The organism is Streptomyces sp. NPDC096105 (genome assembly GCF_044763335.1).
Classification (GTDB): domain Bacteria; phylum Actinomycetota; class Actinomycetes; order Streptomycetales; family Streptomycetaceae; genus Streptomyces.
This window is the reverse complement of sequence record NZ_JBIWGC010000003.1, coordinates 54,060-76,603: the sequence shown is the minus strand read 5'-3', so window position 1 is coordinate 76,603 and position 22,544 is coordinate 54,060. Positions and strand designations below refer to the sequence as shown.

Below are 22,544 nucleotides of genomic sequence, written 5' to 3'. Positions count from 1 at the left end.
CAGCAGGAGCCCAAGATGTTCGAGGCCGTCGAGGAACTCGTCGCCGAGCACGCCGACCTGGAGAAGAAGCTCGCCGACCCGTCGGTCCACGCCGATCAGGCGAACGCGCGCAAGCTGAACAAGCGCTACGCCGAGCTCACCCCGATCGTCGCCACGTACCGGTCCTGGAAGCAGCACGGCGACGACATCGAGACCGCGCGTGAACTGGGCGCCGACGACCCGGACTTCGCCGCCGAGGTCAAGGACCTCGAGCAGCGGCGCGAGCAGCTCACCGAGAAGCTGCGGCTGCTGCTCGTCCCGCGCGACCCCAGCGACGACAAGGACGTCATCCTCGAGATCAAGGCGGGCGCGGGCGGCGACGAGTCCGCCCTGTTCGCCGGCGACCTGCTGCGCATGTACCTGCGCTACGCCGAGCGCGTCGGCTGGAAGACCGAGATCATCGACGCCACCGAGTCCGAGCTGGGCGGCTACAAGGACGTCCAGGTCGCGGTGAAGTCCCGCGGGCAGACCGAACCCGGCCAGGGCGTGTGGGCCCGGCTGAAGTACGAGGGCGGGGTGCACCGCGTGCAGCGGGTGCCCGCCACCGAGTCGCAGGGCCGCATCCACACCTCGGCCGCGGGCGTCCTGGTGACCCCCGAGGCGGAGGAGGTCGACGTCGAGATCAACCCGAACGACCTGCGCATCGACGTCTACCGCTCGTCCGGCCCCGGCGGGCAGTCGGTGAACACCACGGACTCCGCCGTGCGCATCACGCACCTCCCGACCGGCGTCGTCGCCTCCTGCCAGAACGAGAAGAGCCAGCTGCAGAACAAGGAGCAGGCCCTGCGTATCCTGCGCTCCAGGCTCCTCGCCATGGCGCAGGAGGAGGCGGAGCGCGAGGCCGCCGACGCCCGCCGCAGCCAGGTCCGCACCGTCGACCGCTCCGAGAAGATCCGCACGTACAACTTCCCGGAGAACCGCATCTCGGACCACCGCGTCGGCTTCAAGGCGTACAACCTGGACCAGGTCCTGGACGGCGACCTCGACGCGGTGATCCAGGCCTGCGTCGACGCGGACTCGGCCGCCAAGCTCGCCGCCGCGTAAGCCCCCGTAGACAGTCCGGAGGACCAGTGAACCTGCTGCTCGCCGAGGTGGCCCAGGCCACCCAGCGGCTCGCCGACGCGGGCGTGCCCTCGCCGCGCACCGACGCGGAGGAGCTCGCCGCGTTCGTGCACGGCGTCAAGCGCGGCGAGCTGCACACGGTCAAGGACGCCGACTTCGACGCCCGGTACTGGGAGGTCATCGCCCGCCGCGAGGCCCGCGAGCCGCTCCAGCACATCACCGGCCGGGCGTACTTCCGCTACCTGGAGCTCCAGGTGGGTCCCGGGGTGTTCGTCCCGCGCCCCGAGACCGAGTCGGTCGTCGGCTGGGCCATAGACGCCGTCCGCGCGATGGACGTCGTCGAGCCCTGCATCGTCGACCTGTGCACCGGCTCCGGCGCCATCGCGCTGGCTCTCGCGCAGGAGGTGCCGCGCTCGCGCGTGTACGCCGTGGAGCTGTCCGAGGACGCCCTGCGGTGGACCCGCAGGAACATGGAGGGGTCCCGGGTCGAACTGCGCCAGGGGGACGCCCTGACGGCCTTCCCCGACCTCGACGGCCAGGTCGACCTGGTGGTCTCCAACCCGCCGTACATCCCGCTCACCGAGTGGGAGTACGTCGCCCCGGAGGCCCGCGACTACGACCCCGAACTGGCCCTGTTCTCCGGCGAGGACGGCCTCGAGCTGATCCGCGGCCTGGAGCGCACCGCGCACCGGCTGCTGCGCCCCGGCGGGGTGGTCGTCGTCGAGCACGCCGACACCCAGGGCGGCCAGGTGCCGTGGATCTTCGCCGAGGACCGCGGCTGGACCGACGCGGCCGACCACCCCGACCTGAACAACCGACCCCGGTTCGCCACCGCACGCAAGGCGCTGCCGTGACCGGCCGGGCGCACACTTCATCCCCCCAGCAGCACCTGTACGAGGAGGCCCGCTAGATGGCTCGGCGATACGACACCAACGACGCGACCGACCGCGCGACCGGTCTGCGTGAGGCCGCGTCCGCCGTGCGCCGGGGCGAGCTCGTGGTGCTGCCGACGGACACCGTGTACGGCATCGGCGCCGACGCCTTCACCGCGGAGGCCGTCGCCGACCTGCTCCAGGCCAAGGGCCGCGGCCGCAACATGCCCACGCCCGTCCTCATCGGCTCCCCGAACACCCTGCACGGCCTGGTCACCGACTTCTCCGAGATGGCCTGGGAACTGGTCGACGCCTTCTGGCCGGGCGCGCTGACGCTGGTCGCCCGCCACCAGCCGTCCCTCCAGTGGGACCTCGGCGACACCCGCGGCACGGTCGCGGTGCGCATGCCGCTGCACCCGGTCGCCATCGAGCTGCTCACCGAGGTCGGCCCGATGGCCGTCTCCTCCGCCAACCTCACCGGACACCCGGCGCCGGAGAACTGCGACGCCGCCCAGGAGATGCTCGGCGACTCCGTCTCCGTCTACCTGGACGGCGGGCCCACCCCGGGCAACGTGCCGTCCTCCATCGTCGACGTCACCCGCCCGGTGCCCGTGCTGCTGCGCGAAGGCGCGCTCTCGCCCGACGAACTGCGCAAGGTGGTACCCGATCTCGAGGTGGCGAATTGACGGCCCCTGAGGCGGGGCGTGGCATAGGCAACGAGGAATCCGACGCGGAGGTGACGACCACCTTCGGGTTTCCGCGCGACACCTTCCGCATCCTCCACGTCAGCACCGGGAACGTGTGCCGCTCGCCCATCACCGAGCGGCTGACCCGGCATTTCGTGCACCAGCGCCTGGGCGTCCTGGGCGGCGGGCTGATCGTCGAGAGCGCCGGCACCTGGGGCCACGAGGGCGCCCCGATGGAGGCCCACGCGGAGACCGTGCTGGCGGAGTACGGGGCGGACGCCTCCGGCTTCACGGGCCGGGAGCTGCTCGACGAGCACGTCATCCGCGCCGACCTCGTGCTGACCGCCACCCGTGACCACCGCGCCCAGGTCATCTCCATGGGCCACTCGGCGGGGCTGCGCACCTTCACGCTGAAGGAGTTCACCCGCCTGGTGAACGCGATCGACCCGGCGACCCTGCCGCCCCTGGAGGACGGGCTGGTCATGCGCGCCCGCGCCCTGGTCCGCGCGGCCGCCGCGCTGCGCGGCTGGCTGCTGGCGCCCACCGCCGAGGCGGACGAGGTGCATGACCCGTACGGCGCCCCGCTGACCTTCTTCCGGTCCATCGGCGACGAGATACACCAGGCGCTGGACCCGGTGGTGACGGCGCTGACCGGAGTGCCGACGCGGACCTGAGCGGCCGGCGGCGCCCCACGGGACGGGTGCGGGAACGCGGGCGCACCGGGACGGGCGGGCCTACATTGGTCGTACGCCAGTGCCGACGTCCGGGAGTCCATGATGACGGTCACCCATGCGCTCGAGGCCGATGTCCTGCGCCGGCAGGACCCCGAGCTCGCCGAGGTGCTGCTCGGGGAGCGCGAACGGCAGGCGACCACGCTCCAGCTGATCGCCGCGGAGAACTTCATGTCGCCCGCCGTGCTGGCCGCCCTGGGCTCGCCGCTGGCCAACAAGTACGCCGAGGGCTACCCGGGCAGCCGGCACCACGGCGGCTGCGAGGTCGTCGACGTGGCCGAACGGCTCGCCGTGGACCGCGCCAAGGCGCTGTTCGGCGCCGAGCACGCCAACGTCCAGGCGCACTCCGGCTCCTCCGCGGTGCTCGCCGCCTACGCGGCCCTGCTGCGCCCCGGCGACACCGTCCTCGCCCTCGGCCTGCCCCACGGCGGCCACCTCACCCACGGCTCGCCGGCGAACTTCTCCGGCCGCTGGTTCGACTTCGTCGGCTACGGGGTGGACGCGGAGAGCGGACTGATCGACCACGAGCAGGTCCGCGCCCTGGCCCGCGCCCACCGCCCCAAGGCGATCGTGTGCGGCTCCACCGCCTACCCCCGCCACATCGACCACGCGTTCTTCCGCGAGGTCGCCGACGACGTGGGCGCGTACCTGATCGCGGACGCGGCGCACCCCATGGGCCTGGTCGCCGGGGGAGCGGCGCCCAGCCCGGTGCCGTACGCGGACATCGTGTGCGCGACCACGCACAAGGTGCTGCGGGGGCCGCGCGGCGGGATGCTGCTGTGCGGCGAGGAGCTGGCCGAGCGGGTGGACCGGGCGGTGTTCCCCTTCACGCAGGGCGGCGCGCAGATGCACACCATCGCCGCCAAGGCGGTCGCCTTCGGCGAGGCGGCGACCCCGGCCTTCGCCGCCTACGCCCACCAGGTGGTGACCAACGCGCGGGCGCTGGCCGCCGCCCTCGCCGCCGAGGGGCTCGTGGTCACCACCGGCGGCACCGACACCCACCTGATCACCGCCGACCCGGCCCCGCTCGGCGTCGACGGCCGCACCGCGCGCGGCCGGCTGGCGGCGGCGGGCCTGGTCCTGGACTGCTGCGCGCTGCCGCGCGACGGCCGCGGGCTGCGGCTGGGCACGGCGGCGGTCACCACGCAGGGAATGGGAACCCGGGAGATGACGCTGGTCGCCGGTCTGCTGGCGAGCGTGCTGCGCGGCGGCACGGACCCGGCACGGGCCCGGAAGGACGTACGGGACCTGGTGGCGGCCTTCCCGCCGTACCCGCGCTGAGCCGGACGTCCGGGGCGGGCCGCCGTCGGCGGGACCGTCCGTGCAACCATCGTCGCCATCCGGAAGTCCCCACTTGTATGCGCCCCTCGCTAGGGTGTGGGGCTGTGAAGGCCAGCGAGATCTGTGGGGAAGCCCGTGCGTGAATACCTGCTGACGCTCTGCATCACGGCCGCGGTGACGTACCTCCTGACCGGACCGGTACGGAAGTTCGCGATCGTGGCGGGGGCGATGCCGGAGATCCGGGCACGCGACGTGCACCGGGAGCCCACTCCGCGGCTCGGCGGGATCGCGATGTTCTTCGGCCTGTGCGCGGGCCTGCTGGTCGCCGACCACCTCACCAACCTCGGCACGCTGTTCGAGAAGTCCAACGAGCCGCGGGCGCTGCTCTCGGGGGCCGCGCTGATCTGGCTGATCGGCGTGCTGGACGACAAGTTCGAGATCGACGCCCTGATCAAGCTGGGCGGGCAGATGATCGCCGCCGGCGTGATGGTCATGCAGGGTCTGACGATCCTGTGGCTGCCGATCCCCGGCGTCGGCTCGGTCGCGCTCACCCAGTGGCAGGGCACGCTCCTCACCGTCGCCCTGGTCGTCATCACCATCAACGCGGTCAACTTCGTGGACGGCCTGGACGGTCTCGCGGCCGGCATGGTGTGCATCGCGGCGACCGCGTTCTTCCTGTACGCCTACCGCATCTGGTACTCGTACGGCATCGAGGCGGCCGCCCCGGCGACGCTGTTCGCGGCGATCCTGATGGGCATGTGCCTGGGTTTCCTGCCGCACAACATGCACCCGGCGCGGATCTTCATGGGCGACTCCGGCTCGATGCTCATCGGGCTGGTGCTGGCGGCCGGCGCGATCTCCGTCACGGGCCAGGTGGACCCGGACGCGCTGAAGCTGTTCGCCGGTTCGGAGAAGGAGGCCGTGCACCAGACGGTGCCGGTGTACATCCCGCTGCTGCTGCCGCTGACCATCATCGCGGTGCCGGCCGCCGACCTGATCCTGGCCATCGTGCGGCGCACCTGGCGCGGCCAGTCGCCGTTCGCCGCGGACCGGGGGCATCTGCACCACCGGCTCCTCGAGATCGGCCACTCGCACAGCCGGGCGGTGCTGATCATGTACTTCTGGTCGGCGCTGATCGCCTTCGGCGCGCTGGCCTACTCGGTGAACTCGGCGTCGATGTGGATCGTGCTGAGCGTGGTGATCCTCTCCACCCTCGGTCTGGTGCTGCTCCTGCTGCCGCGCTTCACCCCGCGCGCGCCGCGCTGGGCGGAGGCCTTCGTGCCGCCGCGTTACCGCCGTCGCCGCGCCTCCGTGACGGCCCTGGGGTCCGCGGCCCCGGAGACGGCCCCGGAGACGGCCCAGGAGGCCGCCGAAGGCCCGCAGGCGGCTCTCCCGGCCGGCGACCGCGACCCGGTGGCCGCCGGGGTCTCGGGGGTCAACGGCGCTACGGCTGTCGGCGCCCGTGCCGAATGGGCAGACCGGTCGCGGTGAAGGTAAGAATCCGACTAGAGATTGCCAAGTCCTGGGGCTTCGATGGGCTCCCGTTGGCGCGGCAAAGCGCCTTATATCAGACATCGCGCCCTTGCTCACGCTCATCTGCGCACTTTCACCCTCGTGCGTGACGTGCTCCACACCTCGCAGGTAAAGTCTCGCCCAAATAGTTTGTGATACCGTTCACGAGTCTCGCCGGGCGGAGCCGGCGGACCGTGGTACGACGGTTCGCGGGCGACCGGTGCTGTGCACCCTGCCCGGGGTTTACGCTCGTCCACGACGACACTCCTCGTACCCCTTCTCGCTTTGCCCCCTGCACCAGCGGAGCTGCCGCCATGCCGTCCAACGACGCCCGGATCCTGATCCAGGCCGCCGTGCCCACCGCTGTCGTCGGTGCGGTCGCCGTCGCGATCGGCGCCGCCGTCGAAGGCGGCAAGGGGGCGATCGGGGCGCTGATCGGTGCCGTGCTCGTGATCGTCCTCATGGGCGCCGGGCTCTACGTGCTTCAGTGGGTCGCCCGGCAACTGCCCCATCTGTTCCAGGCGATGGGGCTGATGATGTACATGGCGCAGCTCCTGCTGATCTTCGTCTTCATCGCCCTCTTCAAGGACACCACGCTGTTCCACCCGAAGGTGTTCGCGCTCGGACTGCTCGCCTGCACCCTGACCTGGGTCGCGGCACAGGCGCGCGCCACCATGACGGCCAAGACTCCCTACGTGGAGCCCGAGGCTCCGGCGGACGCGGGCAAGAAGAACCAGGGGCACGAGCAGTGAGCTGTAGGGCCGGGATAAAGGCGCGCGGGCGGCCCTGCTATCGTCCGGTGCCAACCGCGGCATCGCGGGCGCGGGCATCCGAGACGACGCCTGCCGTATCGCGAGGCGAGACGCCTCACAGCCGCCCCCACATCCGTTCCACCAGTCCCGTGACGATCCGCGGCCTCGTGCCGCGCCGACTCCACGAGGTTGCCCCATCCATGCGCCACGCCGAAGGAGCCCGCGGTGAGTGCTGACCCGACGCAGGTGCTCGCCTTCGAGACCGACTGCCACATCTTCGACGGCTGTGGCTTTCCGTCTCCCGGGCTGCACTCGTTCCTGTTCAAGCCCCTCTGGGGCGACGGCGACAGCAACCTGTACTTCAACAAGCCGATGTTGCTGGCGCTGCTCGGCTCGCTCGTCGTGATCGCCTTCTTCTGGGCGGCCTTCCGCCGGCCCAAGGTGGTCCCCGGCAAGCTCCAGATGGTCGCCGAGGCCGGCTACGACTTCGTCCGCCGGGGCGTCGTCTACGAGACGATGGGCAAGCGCGAGGGTGAGAAGTTCGTCCCCTTCATCGTCGCGCTGTTCTTCTTCGTGTGGATCATGAACCTCTGGTCCATCGTTCCGCTCGCCCAGTTCCCGGTGACGTCGATCATCGCCTACCCGGCGGTGCTCGCCCTGCTCGTCTACGTGGTGTGGGTGTCGCTGACCTTCAAGCGGCACGGCTTCGTGGGCGCCTTCAAGAACTTCACCGGCTACGACAAGTCGCTCGGTGCGGCCCTGCCGGTCGTCATGCTGATCGAGGCCTTCTCGAACCTGCTCGTGCGGCCCTTCACCCACGCCGTGCGACTCTTCGCCAACATGTTCGCGGGCCACATCCTGCTGGTGCTGTTCACCATCGCGAGCTGGTACCTGCTGAACGGCATCGGGATCGCCTACGCCGGCGTCTCGTTCGTCATGGTCCTCGTGATGACGGCCTTCGAGCTCTTCATCCAGGCTCTGCAGGCGTACGTCTTCGTCCTGCTGGCCGTCACCTACATCCAGGGCGCGCTCGCCGAGCACCACTGAGCGTCCCTCACCCGCCCCAGTCGTCCGATGGCCCACCCCCATCGGAAACCGTGAAGAAAAGGAAGAACTGGCATGTCCCAGACCCTCGCCGCCGTGACCGGCTCGATCGCTTCCATCGGCTACGGCATCGCCGCCTTCGGCCCCGGCATCGGCGTCGGCATCATCTTCGGTAAGGGCACCGAAGCCATCGCCCGCCAGCCCGAGGCCGCCGGCCTGATCCGCGCCAACCAGATCCTCGGCTTCGCCTTCTGTGAGGCGCTCGCCCTCATCGGCCTGGTCATGCCGTTCGTCTACGGCCTGTAATCACCTGATCCACGACCGGGTCACTAGACGAAAGGCACTCTGATATGAGCCCACTGCTTCATATCGCGGCTGAGGAGCAGAACCCGCTCGTCCCGCCGATTCCCGAGCTCGTCATCGGCCTGCTCGCCTTCGTCATCGTCTTCGGCTTCCTCGCCAAGAAGCTCCTCCCGAACATCAACAAGGTTCTGGAAGAGCGTCGTGAGGCGATCGAGGGCGGGATCGAGAAGGCCGAGGCGGCTCAGACCGAGGCCCAGAGCGTGCTGGAGCAGTACAAGGCTCAGCTCGCCGAGGCCCGGCACGAGGCCGCGCGCCTGCGCCAGGAGGCGCAGGAGCAGGGCGCCGCGCTCATCGCCGAGATGCGCGCGGAAGGCCAGCGCCAGCGTGAGGAGATCATCGCGGCCGGTCACGCCCAGATCGAGGCCGACCGCAAGGCCGCGGCGTCCGCGCTGCGCCAGGACGTCGGCAAGCTCGCCACCGACCTGGCCGGCAAGCTCGTCGGCGAGTCCCTCGAGGACCACGCCCGGCAGAGCCGTGTGATCGACCGCTTCCTCGACGAGCTCGACCAGAAGGCAGAGGCCGCACGATGAACGGAGCGAGCCGCGAGGCCCTGGCAGCCGCACGTGAGCGTCTCGACGCGCTGACGGACTCCACGTCCGTGGACGCGGCGGCGCTCGCCGACGAGCTGGCCGCCGTCACCGCGCTGCTCGACCGCGAGGTGTCGCTGCGTCGGGTCCTCACCGACCCGGCGCAGCCCGGCGAGGCCAAGGCCGATCTGGCCCGGCGCCTGCTCGGTTCGCAGGTCAGCGGCACCGCCGTGGACCTGGTGGCGGGCATGGTGCGCTCCCGCTGGTCGCAGTCGCGCGACCTGGTGGACGCGCTGGAGGAGCTGGCGGACGTCAGCGACCTCACGGCCGCCCAGAAGGCGGGCGCGCTCGACGGCGTCGAGGACGAGCTGTTCCGGTTCGGCCGGATCGTCTCCTCCGACACCCAGCTGCGCGCGGCCCTCACCAACCGGTCCGCCACCGCCTCCGCCAAGGGCGAGCTGCTGAGCAGCCTGCTCGGCGGCCGGGCGCACGCGGCCACGGTGCGTCTGGTGACGCGCCTCGTGACCGCGCCGCGGGGACGTAGCCTGGAGTCGGGACTGGAGTCCCTGTCCAAGCTCGCCGCCGAGCGCCGGGACCGCACGGTGGCCGTCGTCACCTCCGCGGTGCCGCTGAGCGACCGGCAGAAGCAGCGCCTGGGCGACGCCCTGGCGAAGCTCTACGGCCGCCGCATGCACCTCAACCTCGACGTCGACCCCTCGGTCATCGGCGGGATGCGGGTGCAGGTCGGTGACGAGGTCATCAACGGCTCCCTGGCCGACCGGCTCGAGGACGCGGGCCGCCGGCTGGCGGGCTGAGCACCACATTCTTCATAGGCAGTACGTACTTACGGCCCTGGTTGGGCCGTGCAGAGGATTCACCTCCTGTAGGGGGGAGTCCCCATCCCCCCCAAGTGAAACTTCGGGCCCAACAAGGAGAGCAGGGAACTCAGATGGCGGAGCTCACGATCCGGCCGGAGGAGATCCGGGACGCGCTGGAGAACTTCGTCCAGTCGTACAAGCCGGACGCGGCCTCGCGCGAGGAGGTCGGTACGGTCACCCTGGCCGGTGACGGCATCGCGAAGGTCGAGGGCCTGCCCTCGGCCATGGCCAACGAGCTGCTGAAGTTCGAGGACGGCACCCTCGGCCTCGCCCTCAACCTCGAGGAGCGCGAGATCGGTGCCATCGTCCTCGGTGAGTTCAGCGGCATCGAGGAGGGCCAGCCGGTCACCCGCACCGGCGAGGTGCTGTCCGTCGCCGTCGGCGAGGGCTACCTCGGCCGTGTGGTCGACCCGCTCGGCAACCCGATCGACGGCCTCGGCGAGATCGAGACCGAGGGCCGCCGCGCCCTCGAGCTGCAGGCCCCCACGGTCATGCAGCGCAAGTCGGTGCACGAGCCGATGGAGACGGGCTACAAGGCCGTCGACGCGATGACCCCGATCGGCCGTGGTCAGCGTCAGCTGATCATCGGCGACCGCCAGACCGGCAAGACCGCGCTGGCCGTCGACACGATCATCAACCAGCGCGACAACTGGCGCACCGGCGACCCGAAGAAGCAGGTCCGCTGCATCTACGTCGCCATCGGCCAGAAGGGCTCCACCATCGCGTCGGTCCGCCGCGCGCTGGAGGAGAACGGCGCGCTGGAGTACACGACCATCGTCGCCGCCCCGGCGTCCGACCCGGCCGGCTTCAAGTACCTGGCGCCGTACACCGGCTCGGCCATCGGCCAGCACTGGATGTACCAGGGCAAGCACGTCCTGATCATCTTCGACGACCTGTCGAAGCAGGCCGACGCCTACCGTGCCGTGTCGCTGCTGCTGCGCCGCCCGCCGGGCCGTGAGGCCTACCCGGGTGACGTCTTCTACCTGCACTCCCGTCTGCTGGAGCGCTGCGCGAAGCTCTCCGACGACATGGGCGCCGGTTCGATGACCGGTCTGCCGATCGTCGAGACCAAGGCCAACGACGTCTCGGCGTTCATCCCGACCAACGTCATCTCCATCACCGACGGCCAGTGCTTCCTGGAGTCGGACCTGTTCAACGCCGGTCAGCGCCCCGCGCTGAACGTCGGCATCTCCGTCTCCCGAGTCGGTGGTTCCGCGCAGCACAAGGCGATGAAGCAGGTCTCCGGCCGTCTGCGCGTGGACCTCGCCCAGTTCCGCGAGCTGGAGGCGTTCGCCGCCTTCGGTTCCGACCTGGACGCCGCGTCCAAGGCGCAGCTGGAGCGCGGTCAGCGCATGGTCGAGCTGCTGAAGCAGGACCAGTACCAGCCGATGTCGACCGAGGACCAGGTCGTCTCCGTCTGGGCCGGCACCACCGGCAAGATGGACGACGTGCCGGTCTCCGACGTCCGCCGCTTCGAGAAGGAGCTCCTGGAGTACCTGCACCGCAAGGAGCAGGGCCTCATGACCTCCATCCGCGAGGGCGGCAAGATGTCGGACGACACCCTGCAGGCCGTGGCCGACGCGATCGCCGAGTTCAAGAAGCAGTTCGAGACGAGCGACGGCAAGCTGCTCGGCGAGGACGCCCCGTCCGCCGCCAAGTGACGTAAGGAAGGGACCTGACTCATGGGAGCTCAGCTCCGGGTCTACAAGCGTCGCATCCGATCCGTCACCGCGACCAAGAAGATCACCAAGGCGATGGAGATGATCGCCGCCTCGCGCGTCGTCAAGGCGCAGCGCAAGGTGGCGGCCTCCACGCCGTACGCGCAGGAACTCACCCGCGCGGTCAGGGCGGTCGGAACCGGGTCGGACACCAAGCACCCGCTCACCACGGAGGCGGAGAACCCGACCCGTGCCGCGGTCCTGCTCCTCACGAGCGACCGCGGCCTGGCCGGCGCCTTCAACGCCAACGCCATCAAGGCGGCGGAGCAGCTGACCGAGCGCCTGGAGCGCGAGGGCCGGCAGGTCGAGACGTACATCGTCGGCCGCCGCGGTGTGGCCCACTACAACTTCCGTGAGCGCACCATCGCGGAGACGTTCACCGGCTTCACCGACGAGCCCTCCTACGCGGACGCCAAGAAGGTCGCGGCGCCGCTGATCGAGGCGCTGCAGACGGAGACGGCGGACGGCGGCGTGGACGAGCTCCACATCGTCTACACCGAGTTCGTCTCGATGATGACGCAGACGGCGGTCGACTCCCGGCTGCTGCCGCTGCGGCTCGAGGACGTGGCCGAGGAGACCGCCGACAAGGGCGACATCCTCCCGCTGTACGACTTCGAGCCCTCCGCGGAGGACGTCCTCGACGCGCTGCTGCCGCGGTACGTGGAGAGCCGGATCTACAACGCGCTGCTCCAGTCGGCCGCTTCGAAGCACGCCGCCACGCGGCGCGCGATGAAGTCGGCCACCGACAACGCGGGCGAGCTGATCAACACGCTCTCCCGTCTTGCCAACGCGGCCCGCCAGGCCGAAATCACCCAGGAAATCAGCGAGATCGTCGGTGGCGCCAGTGCCCTGGCCGACGCGACCGCGGGGAGTGACAACTAATGACCACCACTGTTGAGACCGCGACGGCTACGGGCCGCGTCGCCCGGGTCATCGGCCCGGTCGTCGACGTGGAGTTCCCCGTCGACGCCATGCCGGAGATCTACAACGCGCTGCACGTCCAGGTCGCCGACCCGGCCAAGGAGGGCGAGCTCAAGACGCTGACCCTCGAGGTCGCGCAGCACCTCGGTGACGGCCTGGTCCGCACCATCTCCATGCAGCCCACCGACGGTCTGGTCCGCCAGGCCCCGGTGACCGACACGGGCGCCTCCATCTCCGTGCCGGTCGGCGACTTCACCACCGGCAAGGTGTTCAACACCCTCGGTGAGGTGCTGAACGTCGACGAGGAGTACACGGGCGAGCGCTGGCCGATCCACCGCAAGGCGCCGAACTTCGACGAGCTCGAGTCGAAGACCGAGATGTTCGAGACCGGCGTCAAGGTCATCGACCTCCTCACCCCGTACGTCAAGGGCGGCAAGATCGGCCTGTTCGGCGGCGCCGGCGTGGGCAAGACGGTGCTCATCCAGGAGATGATCTACCGCGTCGCCAACAACCACGACGGTGTGTCGGTGTTCGCCGGCGTCGGTGAGCGCACCCGTGAGGGCAACGACCTCATCGACGAGATGAGCGAGTCGGGCGTCATCGACAAGACCGCGCTGGTCTTCGGCCAGATGGACGAGCCCCCGGGCACCCGTCTGCGCGTGGCCCTGGCCGGTCTGACCATGGCGGAGTACTTCCGCGATGTGCAGAAGCAGGACGTGCTGTTCTTCATCGACAACATCTTCCGCTTCACCCAGGCCGGCTCCGAGGTGTCGACCCTGCTCGGCCGTATGCCCTCCGCGGTGGGCTACCAGCCGAACCTGGCCGACGAGATGGGTCTCCTCCAGGAGCGCATCACCTCGACCCGTGGTCACTCGATCACCTCGATGCAGGCGATCTACGTCCCCGCGGACGACCTGACCGACCCGGCCCCGGCCACCACCTTCGCCCACCTCGACGCGACGACGGTGCTCTCCCGTCCGATCTCGGAGAAGGGCATCTACCCGGCCGTGGACCCGCTGGACTCGACGTCCCGGATCCTGGACCCGCGCTACATCGCGCAGGACCACTACGACGCGGCCATGCGCGTGAAGAACATCCTGCAGAAGTACAAGGACCTGCAGGACATCATCGCGATCCTCGGCATCGACGAGCTCGGCGAGGAGGACAAGCTCGTCGTCCACCGTGCCCGTCGCGTGGAGCGCTTCCTGTCCCAGAACACCCACGTCGCCAAGCAGTTCACCGGCGTGGACGGTTCGGACGTGCCGCTGGACGAGTCGATCGCCGCGTTCAACGCGATCTGCGACGGCGAGTACGACCACTTCCCGGAGCAGGCGTTCTTCATGTGCGGTGGCATCGAGGACCTGAAGAAGAACGCGAAGGAGCTGGGCGTCTCCTGACCCCCGCGCTCTGAAGTGAGCCGAACGGCTCACCCTTGAGGGGGCGGGCGCGTCCCGCCCCCTCTGCCACGCCCACTAGACTTGTAACCAACACCCGGCACTACCGCCGGGTGGTGACCCGAGGAGCCACCTTGGCTGCTGAGCTGCACGTCGCGCTGGTCGCGGCCGACCGAGAGGTCTGGTCCGGCGAGGCCACCCTGGTCGTCGCGCGCACCACGTCCGGCGACATCGGCGTCATGCCCGGTCACCAGCCGCTGCTCGGTGTGCTGGAGTCGGGCCCGGTGATCATCCGTACGCCCGAGGACGGAACGGTCGTCGCCGCGGTGCACGGCGGATTCATCTCGTTCGCGGACGACAAGCTGTCGCTGCTCGCGGAGACCGCCGAGCTGGCGGACGAGATCGACGTCAGGACGGTGGAGCAGGAGCTCTCCCGCGCCAAGGCGGAGAACGACGCCGAGGCCCAGCGCCGTGCGGATGTCCGCCTCCGGGCGGCGACGGCGGGGCGCTGACCCCGACGAGGTGCGATGACGTAACTCAGCCGCGGCCGGCACCGGAGCGATCCGGAGCCGGTCGCGGCTGAGGCAGATCTGGATGATTTTTCCGTTCCGTTACCTAGGAGACGAGGAGGTCGGTGTCGATGGTCCTCGCTCTGACTGTGTGCGGAATCGTCGTGGCCCTCGTGGTGGTGGGGCTCTTCGTCTTCGGCCTGCGCCGCCGCCTCATCCAGCGGTCCGGCGGCACCTTCGACTGCAGCCTGCGCTGGGACGCGCCCGAGAAGGGCGACGCCGGCGGCAAGGGCTGGGCGTACGGGGTGGCACGCTACAACGGTGACCGGGTCGAGTGGTTCCGGGTCTTCTCCTACGCCCCGCGTCCCCGCCGCGTCCTGGAGCGTTCCGCGATCGAGGTGGCCGGCCGCCGCGTCCCGGAGGGCGAGGAGGAGCTGGCGCTGCTGTCCGACGCGGTGATCCTCGCCTGTCTGCACCAGGGCACGCGTCTCGAGCTCGCGATGAGCGAGGACGCGCTGACCGGTTTCCTCGCCTGGCTGGAGGCGGCGCCTCCCGGACAGCGGGTGAACGTCGCGTAGCGGCGTTCAGGGTCCCGCTGGTGGGGGTCCCCCCGGCAGCGGAGCTGTTGGGGGAGGGTGAACGTCGCGTAGCGGCGTTCAGGGTCCCGCTGGTGGGGGTCCCCCCGGCAGCGGAGCTGTTGGGGGAGGGTGAACGTCGCGTAGCGGCGTTCAGGGTCCCTCCCCCTGGCAGTGGAGCTGTTGGGGGAGGGTGAGCGTCGCGTGGCGGCGTTCAGGGTCCCTCCCCCTGGCAGTGGAGCTGTTGGGGGAGGGTGAACGGCGCCTGATCCTCCGTTCCAGCACATCGCCCCTCCTCCCGGCCGGGAGGAGGGGCGATCGCTCTCTCAGGGGGAGGGAGGGGTTACCTCAGACCGGCGTCGACGGCGGTCGCCAGCTCACCGTTGCTGGTGTCGCCGCTGAACTCCCAGTAGAAGGCGCCGCCCAGGCCCTGGGCCTTGGCCCACGCCATCTTGGAGCCGATGGTGGCGGGGGTGTCGTAGGACCACCAGTTGGTGCCGCAGTGGGCGTACGCGGTGCCGGCGATGGTGCCGGTGGCCGGGCAGCTGTTCTTGAGGATCTTGTAGTCCTCGATGCCCGCCTCGTAGGTGCCGGGCGCGGCGCCGGTCGCGGTGCCGCCGGGGGCGGACTGGGTGACGCCGGTCCAGCCGCGGCCGTAGAAGCCGATGCCGAGCAGCAGCTTCTTGGCCGGGACGCCCTTGGCCTTCAGCTTGGCGATGGCGTCGGCGGAGTTGAAGCCGGCCTGCGGGATGCCCGGGTACGACGTCAGCGGCGAGTGCGGGGCCGTCGGACCCTGCGCGTTGAAGGCGCCGAAGTAGTCGTACGTCATCACGTTGTACCAGTCGAGGTACTGGGCGGCGCCGCCGTAGTCGGCCGCGTCGATCTTGCCGCCGTCGGAGCCGTCGGCGGTGATGGCCGCGGTGACCAGGTAGTCGGGGCCGAACTCGGCGCGGAGCGCCTGGGACAGCGTGCGGAAGGCGGCCGGGCCGCTGTTGTCACAGGTCAGACCGCAGGCGTTCGGGTACTCCCAGTCGATGTCGATGCCGTCGAAGACGTCGGCCCAGCGCGGGTCCTCCACGACCTGCTTGCAGGAGCGGGCGAACGCGGCGGCGTTCTGCGCGGCCTGGCCGAAGCCGCCGGAGTAGGTCCAGCCGCCGAAGGAGTACAGCACCTTGATGTGCGGGTACTTGGCCTTCAGCTGACGGAGCTGGTTGAAGTTGCCGCGCAGCGGCTGGTCCCAGGTGTCGGCCTGTCCGCTGACGGACTGGTCGGCGGTGTAGGCCTTCTCGTACGCGGCGAAGGTGTCGTCGACGGTGCACTGACCGTTCTTGACGTTGCCGAAGGCGTAGTTGATGTGGGTGATCTTCGAGGCGGTGCCCGAGGTCACCAGGTTCTTGACGTGGTAGTTGCGGCCGTAGACGCCCCACTCGGTGAAGTAGCCGAGCTTGATCTTGTCGCCGGGGGGCGGGGGCTCCTCGGTGTTGCCGGTGGTGCGCACCCGGACCGAGCCGCTGACCGGGCCGGTCTGGTCGGCGGTGTCCCGGGCCTGCACGCTGTAGGAGTAGTCGGTGCCCTTGGACAGGCCGGTGTCGGTGTAGGCGGTGCCGGTGACGGTGGCGACGCGGGAGCCGTCGCGCAGCACGTCGTAGTTCTTGACGCCCTTGTCGTCGGTGGCCGCGGACCAGGACAGGCGCACCGAGGTGTCGGTGATGTTCGAGGCGGTGGGGGCGCCGGGGGCGCTCGGCGGGTTGTCACGGGGGTCGGTGGATCCGCCGTCGCAGCTGCCGCCGTTGAGCTTGCAGTTGGCGGGGGAGCCGGAGCCGGCGCCGTTGAAGCCGAAGGTGAGGGAGGCGCCGGGGGCGAGGGTGCCGTTCCAGGGCTTGTTCTTGGCGGTCCAGTGGGTGCCGGAGGAGGTGACGTCCGCGTCCCAGGCGGAGGTGACCGAGGTGCCGGAGGGGAAGTCCCACTCGACGGTCCAGGAGCTGAGGCTGGTGGTGCCGGTGTTCTTGATGGTCCACTTGCCCTCGAAGCCGGAGCCCCAGTCCTGGGTCTTGACGTACGTGGCGGTCGCCGACGTCGCCGCCTGGGCGGGATTCGCGAGGCCGACGAGGCCGGCGAAGGGGAGCACGAGGGTCGCGATCCCGGCCGCGACTCTGTGTCTGAAGCGCATGCCGCGCCTCCTTACTGGGGAGGGGGGCACGACTGAGCCTTCGTGCCCACGGTGCGGCGAGAATAGAAAGGTCTGGACCACGGGTCAATAGGTCTGGACCAGTGGACGCGGTGTTTGCGTTCTAAACCTTCGAGCGGCCTTCAGATGCCCAACTCCTGCGCCAGCACCGCGGCTTGCACCCGGCTGCGCAGCTCCAGCTTCCCCAGCAGGCGGCTGACATGGGTTTTCACCGTGGCCTCGGCCATGTCCAGCCGCTCCGCGATGGCGGCGTTCGACAACCCCTCCCCGAGACACGACAGCACCTCGCGCTCCCGCCGGGTGAGCGCGTCCAGCGCCGACGCGTCGGCCGTCACCGGCCGGGCGGGCTTCGCGGCGAACTCCGCGATCAGCCGCCGGGTCACCGCCGGGGCGACGATCCCCTCGCCGCCCGCCACCGTGCGCACCGCCGTGATGAGGTCCCTCGCCTCCGTGTTCTTCAGCAGGAACCCGGCTGCACCGGCCCGCAGCGCCCCGAACACGTACTCGTCCAGGTCGAACGTGGTCAGCACCAGCACGTCCGCCAGGTTCTCCCCGACCACCTTCCGGGTCGCCGACACCCCGTCCAGGCGCGGCATCTGCACATCCATCAGCACCACGTCCGGGCGCAGTTCACGGGCGAGCGCCACGGCCTGCTCGCCGTCCGCCGCCTCACCCACCACCGCGATGTCCGGCGCGCTGCGCAGGATCAGCACCAGCCCCGCACGGACGGCGGACTGGTCCTCGGCGACCAGGACCCGGATCATCAGGCTTCTCCTTGTTCGACGTCGGTGACCGGAAGGACGGCGCGCACCACCCACAGCGTGCCCTCGGGGCCGCTCTCCGGGCCCGCCTCGAAGGAACCGTCCAGCAGGGCCGCCCGCTCCCGCATCCCGACCAGACCGGCCCCCGAGCCCGGTGCGCGCGGGCCGTCGCGGTCGCCGTAGGCGCTGGTGACCAGGATCTCCAGGGCGTCGGACGAACGGCACAGGGACACGGTCACCCGGCCCGGAGCGGCGTGCTTCAGCGCGTTGGTCAGCGACTCCTGCACGATCCTGTACGCGGCCAGCTCGACCGGCGCGGACACGGCGCCGGGCTCGGCGTCCAGGGTGACGTCGAGGCCGTTGGCGTGGGCGCCCGCCACCAGAGCGGCGAGACCGTCGAGCGTCGGGGTGGCGGCCGGCTCCCGGTCGTCGGCGCCGTCGCGCAGGATGCCGATGAGCCGTCGCATCTCGGACAGACCCTGGACGCTGTTCTCCCGGATCACCGTGAGCGCCTCCTTGGAGGTGGCCGGGTCGTCCAGGGAGAGGGCGGCGGTGGAGTGGATGGCGATCGCGGAGAGGTGGTTGGCCACCAGGTCGTGCAACTCCCGCGCCATGCGCGAACGTTCCGCGGTGACCGCCTGGACCCGGTCCATCTCCGCGAGCAGCGCGGTCTGTTCCGCCTGGAGCCGGGCGGCGTCGGCGGCGTCCCGGTGGTTGCGCACGATCAGACCGGTGGACGCGGGCGCGAAGGCCACCGCGCCGACCACCAGACCGATCAGCAGCGCCTCGGGCACCCGCCACGCGGCGTACGGCACCAGCGTCGCCGCCAGCGTGAGGACCCCGGTGATCCACGGCAGGCGGCGGGCGGTCGCGGGGGAGCCGTAGACGACGGCGGCGTACATCAGGTCGGTGTACATCACGATCGCGGCGACGCTGCCCTGCGTCATGGCGTCCGCGGCCAGCGCCAGCGTGCCGGCCGTCAGCGCGGTGCGCGGGGCGGTGCGGCGCAGCAGCTCGCAGCAGGCCATCACGCCGAGCGGCACCAGCAGCGCCCAGCGGCCCTCGAACAGCACGATCGGGTCGTCGCCCGGCCGCACGCCCAGCCCGAACCCCCACAGCAGCAGTCCGCCCAGGAGTCCGGCGAGCGCGACCGAGACGTCGAAGCGGGGCGGGCGGAGGGGTGGTACGGCCATGGATCCCATCCAACACGGTGCGCGCGGCGTGCGCCTGATCCCCGGGGCCGGTCCTGGACTGCATCTTTCGATGTACCGCGGATTCGTCGGCCGCGACGACGCGCGGAGCCGGCGCGCACGGAAGTCTGGAGGGGTGACCGAGAGGAGCGAACCGTGATCGTCGCCTTGATCATCGCCTGCGAGATCGGGTTCTGGGTGCTGCTGGCGGCCGGCCTGGCCTTCCGCTACCTGCTGCGGATGCCCCGCACCGGCCTGGCGCTGCTGCTGTGCGAGCCGGTGCTGGAGGTCGTGCTGCTCGTCGCCACCGCGTGGGACCTGAGGAACGGCGCCGAGCCGAACTGGACCCACGGGCTCGCCGCGCTCTACATCGGCTACACGGTGGGCCACGGCCACCGCACCGTGAAGTGGCTCGACGGGCACGCGGCGCACCGCCTCGACGGCCGCCCGCTGGTGCGGCCGCCGCGCTACGGCCTGGCCCGCGCCCGGCACGAGGCCACGGTGTGGCTGGGCACCCTGACCGCCGCCGCGGTGGCGACCGTGCTGCTCCAGCTCGCCATCTGGTACGTCGACGACCCGAGCCGCGTCACCTCCCTGGAGTCCTGGCGCTCCACCGCCTGGCGGGCGGCCGGCATCCACGGCGTGATCGCCCTCAGCTACTGGCTCTGGCCGAAGAAGACGCCCCCCGGGCACGGGGAGTCCGCCCCGGACGCGGACGGCCGCGCGGACCGGGAGAAGACGGTCCGATGAGCAGGGCGTCGCGGAACATGCTCGCGGGAGCCCTCACCGCGGGCGCCGGGCTGCTGCTGTGGCGGTACGCCGGGGAGGTGGACGTGCCGGTGGTGACGCCCGCCAAGGCGGGCGTGGTGCTGATGTGCGCCGGGGCCGCCGAGACGCTGCTCGGCGTCTTCCGCGCGCTGATCCGGAGCGGCCGGGCGGCCCCGCCGGGCCGGCCCGGCGGATGACGCCGGAGGAACCGGCGGCGCTGCGCGTCCCGGGTGAGCGGGGTCCGGTGGGACCGGCAGCGCAGCCGATCGCCCCGCGCGGCGGCCGGCGCGTCCCGTGCACCGCCGGACCCCGCGTCTCGGCATGGTCCGCCGACCGGCCCTACCGCTCGCCGCCCGGCACCCACAGGACGTCGCCGGTCTCCTTGTTGGCGACGCGGGCCAGGATGAACAGCAGGTCCGACAGGCGGTTGAGGTAGGTCGCGGTGAGCGGGTTCATCGTCTCGCCGTGCGCCTCCAGGGCCGCCCACGTCGAACGCTCGGCCCGGCGTACCACCGTGCACGCCTGGTGCAGCAGGGCCGCGCCCGGCGTGCCGCCCGGCAGGATGAAGGACCGGAGCTTGTCCAACTGCTCGTTGAAGCGGTCGCAGTCCTCCTCCAGCCGGTCGATGTAGAACTGCTCGACCCGCAGCGGCGGGTGCTGCGGGTTCTCCACCACCGGCGTCGACAGGTCGGCGCCCACGTCGAACAGGTCGTTCTGCACGCGGGTGAGGACCGCGGCCACCTCGTCCGGGAGCCCGCCCAGGGCGAGCGCCGTGCCGATCACCGCGTTCGCCTCGTTGGCGTCCGCGTAGGCGGAGATCCGCAGATCGGTCTTGGCGACCCGGCTCATGTCCCCGAGATGGGTGGTGCCCTTGTCGCCGGTCCGCGTGTAGATGCGTGTCAGGTTGACCATGAGGTCAGCCTAGTGACGCACCGGCGGCTTCAGGGCGCCCGTGTGCGCACTGTCACGGCGCGGGCGGCGGAGTGAGCAGCAGCACCATCAGGCCCTGGACGCGGGTGCCGTCCGCCGCCTCCCACGCCCCGGCGACGTGGCCCGCCGCCCCCGGCTCCGCCTGCGGGACGCCGTCCGGGGCGGGGTGCGGGGTGCGCAGCACGCGCAGCACCGTGCCGTCCGGCGCGGTGAGCTCGGTGTGCTCCTCGGTGTCCACGACCGTGGGGAACTCCGCCGGCACCGGTCCCTCGCCCGCCAGGGCACGGGTCACCTCATGGTCCGGGGTGTCGCTCACGCTCTGCGCCTGCGGCTGGGCGCGGCCCTCCACCAGCGCCGCCAACTCGGCGACGGCCACCGGGTCGTGGCAGGCGTCGTAGATCCAGCGGCGGCCCAGCACACCGTGCTCGGCGGTGCCGAGAAGGGCCGCGTCCGCCCCGTCGAGCGGCGCGCCGCGGTAGGTGAGCGGCACCAGGTAGACGGCCGGGGCGTCGCCGGAGTCGTCCCGGACCACCATGAGCTCGATGCCGACCTCGCCCTTGGGGTCGTCGAGCCGGAAGCCGCCCGCCCTGCTCAGCCGCGGCCCGCGCGGACCGCCGTGGTACCAGGGCCGGGTGGGCAGCCAGTCGGCCAGCAGCTCCAGCTTGGCCGGCCGGAGGGTGGTGCGGTGGATCACGGACATGCCGGGGTTCTCCTTCGACGGGCGGACACCGGGTCCCACCCTCGCACCGGCGGCGCCCCGGCGCGACGGCTTTCCGCCAGGCCCGGGCCCCCTCCGCCGTACGGGGCCCGGAGGCGGCGGGCGTACGTGACCTGACGGTCCGTCGGCTCCCGCCGCGTCTGCCGCCGGTGTGATGTCCGTCATGTGAGACGTGACGCGCGTTACTTACCGGTCACAGGGCCCCTCACGCCCGCTAATGTCCGCTCCTGGAGAACATGGACAGCGCGTATCAGGGGAGTCGCACAGTGGCACGCAAGCTCGCCGTCATCGGGGCCGGACTCATGGGGTCCGGTATCGCCCAGGTCTCCGCACAGGCGGGCTGGGACGTCGTCCTGCGCGACGTCACCGACGAGGCGCTGGCGCGGGGCACGGACGGGATCAAGGCGTCGTACGACAAGTTCGTCGCCAAGGGCAGGCTCGAGGCGCGGGACGCCGAGGCCGCCCTCGCCCGGATCACCACGACCACCGACCTCGACGCCTGCGCCGACGCGGACGTCGTGGTCGAGGCCGTGTTCGAGAAGCTCGAGGTCAAGCACGAGATCTTCCGCACGCTCGACAAGCTCGTGCGCGAGGACACCGTCCTCGCCTCCAACACCTCCGCCATCCCGATCACCAAGATCGCGGCCGTGACGGAGCGTCCCGAGCGGGTCGTCGGCACGCACTTCTTCTCGCCGGTGCCGATGATGCAGCTCTGCGAGCTGGTCCGCGGCCACAAGACCAGCGACGAAACCCTCGCCAAGGCGCGGGAGTTCGCCGAGTCGGTCGGCAAGACCTGCGTCGTCGTCAACCGCGACGTGGCCGGCTTCGTCACCACCCGCCTCATTTGCGCCCTCGTCGTCGAGGCCGCCAAGCTGTACGAGTCGGGCGTGGCGAGCGCCGAGGACATCGACCTCGCCTGCAAGCTGGGCTTCGGCCACGCCATGGGCCCGCTGGCCACCGCCGACCTCACCGGCGTGGACATCCTGCTGCACGCCACCGACAACATCTACACCGAGTCCCAGGACGAGAAGTTCGCGGCTCCCGAGCTGATGCGCCGGATGGTTGACGCCGGTGACATCGGGCGCAAGAGCGGGCAGGGCTTCTACGAGCACTGAGACCGCGCAC

Annotated in this window: 24 protein-coding genes; 19 read left to right on the top strand and 5 right to left on the bottom strand. The window is 71.0% G+C overall.

Annotated features, from left to right (window positions below; translation table 11 throughout):
- The first annotated feature begins 15 nt into the window (after positions 1 to 15).
- The 16 genes from prfA (at position 16) to ACIQ8B_RS05760 (ending at position 14,867) form a co-directional block, all read left to right on the top strand.
- The gene (gene prfA / locus ACIQ8B_RS05835) at positions 16 to 1,083 is read left to right on the top strand and encodes a peptide chain release factor 1 (RefSeq protein ID WP_106412428.1); all 1,068 of its coding nucleotides are present in this window, start codon (positions 16 to 18) and stop codon (positions 1,081 to 1,083) included.
- Positions 1,084 to 1,109: 26 nt separating this feature from the next.
- Positions 1,110 to 1,955 (top strand): peptide chain release factor N(5)-glutamine methyltransferase, encoded by an 846-nt coding sequence (prmC, locus tag ACIQ8B_RS05830; protein ID WP_093768131.1) that lies wholly within the window; start codon positions 1,110 to 1,112, stop codon positions 1,953 to 1,955.
- Between the two features lie 56 nt (positions 1,956 to 2,011).
- Positions 2,012 to 2,659, top strand: a complete 648-nt coding sequence (locus tag ACIQ8B_RS05825; protein ID WP_365421439.1) for an L-threonylcarbamoyladenylate synthase — start codon at positions 2,012 to 2,014, stop codon at positions 2,657 to 2,659.
- Complete coding sequence (locus tag ACIQ8B_RS05820) at positions 2,656 to 3,333, top strand: protein-tyrosine-phosphatase (protein ID WP_106412425.1); 678 nt, start codon at positions 2,656 to 2,658, stop codon at positions 3,331 to 3,333. The genes ACIQ8B_RS05825 and ACIQ8B_RS05820 overlap by 4 nt, the downstream gene beginning before the upstream one ends.
- A 102-nt stretch (positions 3,334 to 3,435) precedes the next feature.
- Positions 3,436 to 4,671 (top strand): serine hydroxymethyltransferase, encoded by a 1,236-nt coding sequence (gene glyA / locus ACIQ8B_RS05815; protein WP_403545550.1) that lies wholly within the window; start codon positions 3,436 to 3,438, stop codon positions 4,669 to 4,671.
- 135 nt (positions 4,672 to 4,806) lie between these two features.
- Positions 4,807 to 6,162, top strand: coding sequence for an MraY family glycosyltransferase (locus ACIQ8B_RS05810; protein ID WP_403545548.1), 1,356 nt, complete (start codon positions 4,807 to 4,809; stop codon positions 6,160 to 6,162).
- Between the two features lie 335 nt (positions 6,163 to 6,497).
- Complete coding sequence (locus ACIQ8B_RS05805) at positions 6,498 to 6,935, top strand: hypothetical protein (RefSeq protein WP_403545546.1); 438 nt, start codon at positions 6,498 to 6,500, stop codon at positions 6,933 to 6,935.
- Positions 6,936 to 7,160: 225 nt separating this feature from the next.
- Positions 7,161 to 7,982, top strand: coding sequence for a F0F1 ATP synthase subunit A (atpB, locus tag ACIQ8B_RS05800; protein WP_106412421.1), 822 nt, complete (start codon positions 7,161 to 7,163; stop codon positions 7,980 to 7,982).
- Positions 7,983 to 8,054: 72 nt separating this feature from the next.
- Positions 8,055 to 8,285, top strand: coding sequence for an ATP synthase F0 subunit C (gene atpE, locus ACIQ8B_RS05795; RefSeq protein ID WP_106412420.1), 231 nt, complete (start codon positions 8,055 to 8,057; stop codon positions 8,283 to 8,285).
- Between the two features lie 44 nt (positions 8,286 to 8,329).
- Positions 8,330 to 8,872 (top strand): F0F1 ATP synthase subunit B, encoded by a 543-nt coding sequence (locus ACIQ8B_RS05790; protein WP_106412419.1) that lies wholly within the window; start codon positions 8,330 to 8,332, stop codon positions 8,870 to 8,872.
- On the top strand, positions 8,869 to 9,684 hold the full coding sequence (locus tag ACIQ8B_RS05785; protein WP_403545543.1) for a F0F1 ATP synthase subunit delta: 816 nt from the start codon (positions 8,869 to 8,871) through the stop codon (positions 9,682 to 9,684). The genes ACIQ8B_RS05790 and ACIQ8B_RS05785 overlap by 4 nt, the downstream gene beginning before the upstream one ends.
- Before the next feature lie 134 nt (positions 9,685 to 9,818).
- Positions 9,819 to 11,408: a F0F1 ATP synthase subunit alpha gene (gene atpA, locus ACIQ8B_RS05780; RefSeq protein WP_403545541.1), complete on the top strand. Its 1,590-nt coding sequence runs from the start codon at positions 9,819 to 9,821 to the stop codon at positions 11,406 to 11,408.
- 21 nt (positions 11,409 to 11,429) lie between these two features.
- On the top strand, positions 11,430 to 12,347 hold the full coding sequence (locus ACIQ8B_RS05775) for a F0F1 ATP synthase subunit gamma (RefSeq protein WP_365421451.1): 918 nt from the start codon (positions 11,430 to 11,432) through the stop codon (positions 12,345 to 12,347).
- A complete protein-coding gene (gene atpD, locus ACIQ8B_RS05770) occupies positions 12,347 to 13,783 on the top strand; it encodes a F0F1 ATP synthase subunit beta (protein WP_106412415.1) in 1,437 nt (478 codons plus the stop codon). The genes ACIQ8B_RS05775 and atpD overlap by 1 nt, the downstream gene beginning before the upstream one ends.
- Before the next feature lie 131 nt (positions 13,784 to 13,914).
- On the top strand, positions 13,915 to 14,292 hold the full coding sequence (locus ACIQ8B_RS05765; protein ID WP_106412414.1) for a F0F1 ATP synthase subunit epsilon: 378 nt from the start codon (positions 13,915 to 13,917) through the stop codon (positions 14,290 to 14,292).
- Positions 14,293 to 14,420: 128 nt separating this feature from the next.
- Complete coding sequence (locus ACIQ8B_RS05760) at positions 14,421 to 14,867, top strand: DUF2550 domain-containing protein (RefSeq protein ID WP_106412413.1); 447 nt, start codon at positions 14,421 to 14,423, stop codon at positions 14,865 to 14,867.
- Between the two features lie 340 nt (positions 14,868 to 15,207).
- On the opposite strand, the gene ACIQ8B_RS05755 is transcribed toward ACIQ8B_RS05760, so the two are convergent.
- From ACIQ8B_RS05755 to ACIQ8B_RS05745, 3 genes are all read right to left on the bottom strand, one after another.
- Complete coding sequence (locus ACIQ8B_RS05755) at positions 15,208 to 17,034, bottom strand: glycoside hydrolase family 18 chitinase (RefSeq protein WP_290006096.1); 1,827 nt, start codon at positions 17,032 to 17,034, stop codon at positions 15,208 to 15,210.
- A 140-nt stretch (positions 17,035 to 17,174) separates the two neighbouring features.
- Entirely contained in the window at positions 17,175 to 17,816 is a 642-nt protein-coding gene (locus ACIQ8B_RS05750; RefSeq protein ID WP_290006099.1) for a response regulator transcription factor, read from the bottom strand.
- Complete coding sequence (locus ACIQ8B_RS05745) at positions 17,816 to 19,006, bottom strand: sensor histidine kinase (protein WP_403545537.1); 1,191 nt, start codon at positions 19,004 to 19,006, stop codon at positions 17,816 to 17,818. The genes ACIQ8B_RS05750 and ACIQ8B_RS05745 overlap by 1 nt, the downstream gene beginning before the upstream one ends.
- 153 nt (positions 19,007 to 19,159) lie before the next feature.
- On the opposite strand from ACIQ8B_RS05745, the gene ACIQ8B_RS05740 reads away from it, so the two are divergent.
- Positions 19,160 to 19,753 carry a hypothetical protein gene (locus ACIQ8B_RS05740; protein WP_290006106.1) on the top strand — a complete coding sequence of 198 codons (594 nt, stop codon included), beginning with the start codon at positions 19,160 to 19,162 and terminating at the stop codon, positions 19,751 to 19,753.
- Positions 19,750 to 19,968, top strand: a complete 219-nt coding sequence (locus ACIQ8B_RS05735; protein ID WP_290006108.1) for a DUF5708 family protein — start codon at positions 19,750 to 19,752, stop codon at positions 19,966 to 19,968. Before ACIQ8B_RS05740 ends, ACIQ8B_RS05735 begins: the two co-directional genes overlap by 4 nt.
- 142 nt (positions 19,969 to 20,110) lie before the next feature.
- On the opposite strand, the gene ACIQ8B_RS05730 is transcribed toward ACIQ8B_RS05735, so the two are convergent.
- Positions 20,111 to 20,683 carry a cob(I)yrinic acid a,c-diamide adenosyltransferase gene (locus ACIQ8B_RS05730; protein ID WP_290006111.1) on the bottom strand — a complete coding sequence of 191 codons (573 nt, stop codon included), beginning with the start codon at positions 20,681 to 20,683 and terminating at the stop codon, positions 20,111 to 20,113.
- A 52-nt stretch (positions 20,684 to 20,735) separates the two neighbouring features.
- Positions 20,736 to 21,401 carry a maltokinase N-terminal cap-like domain-containing protein gene (locus ACIQ8B_RS05725; protein ID WP_290006114.1) on the bottom strand — a complete coding sequence of 222 codons (666 nt, stop codon included), beginning with the start codon at positions 21,399 to 21,401 and terminating at the stop codon, positions 20,736 to 20,738.
- A 284-nt stretch (positions 21,402 to 21,685) separates the two neighbouring features.
- Here ACIQ8B_RS05725 and ACIQ8B_RS05720 point away from each other — a divergent pair, with 284 nt between their 5' ends.
- Positions 21,686 to 22,534 carry a 3-hydroxyacyl-CoA dehydrogenase family protein gene (locus ACIQ8B_RS05720; protein WP_403545534.1) on the top strand — a complete coding sequence of 283 codons (849 nt, stop codon included), beginning with the start codon at positions 21,686 to 21,688 and terminating at the stop codon, positions 22,532 to 22,534.
- The last annotated feature ends 10 nt before the right edge of the window (positions 22,535 to 22,544 follow it).